Below are 507 nucleotides of genomic sequence, written 5' to 3'. Positions count from 1 at the left end.
GCCTGCTGCAGGTCAGCCAACACTCTGCCCAGGCCGAATTCCTCTTTCAGCGTGCGGTTCATGCGCTCGGCCAGGGCGTTCTCGTACGGGTCCGAGCCCTGGGTCATGCTCATCCTCATCCCGTTCCCCGTGGCCAGGCCCACATAGTGCCTGCTGCAGTATTGCAGGCCCCGGTCAGAGTGATGGATGGTCTGCGCGGCGGTTTCCCTCTGCCCCAGGGCCATTTCCAGGGCTTTCCCCATACTCACCGCCTCCATGTTGGCGGCCACGGCATAGCCCACTATCTTTCGGCTGAAGGCATCGGTCACCAGGCTCAGGTAGCAGCTGCCCTGGCGGGTGCCCAGGTAGGTGATGTCCGACACCCAGACCTGCTCAGGGGCTGTGGGCTGCAGGCCCCTCACCAGGTTCGGGTACTTGCGCAGAAAGTGCTTTGAGTTGGTTGTCTGCACGTAACGCCTGCCGGGACGTAGCAGCAAGCCGAACTCCCTCATCCAGGCGAACAGCCTG

The 507-nt window shown here is 63.3% G+C and carries 1 protein-coding gene; it reads right to left on the bottom strand.

The window, feature by feature from the left end; all coding sequences use genetic code 11:
- A partial coding sequence (locus FOE74_RS04905) for an IS3 family transposase (protein WP_192576592.1) occupies nucleotides 1–507 on the bottom strand: 507 nt, incomplete at both ends.

Origin of the sequence: Rufibacter glacialis (genome assembly GCF_008271745.1) — a bacterium.
GTDB lineage: Bacteria > Bacteroidota > Bacteroidia > Cytophagales > Hymenobacteraceae > Nibribacter > Nibribacter glacialis.
Note: the sequence above shows the minus strand (reverse complement) of the source record. Positions and strands in the feature narration are given on the sequence as shown.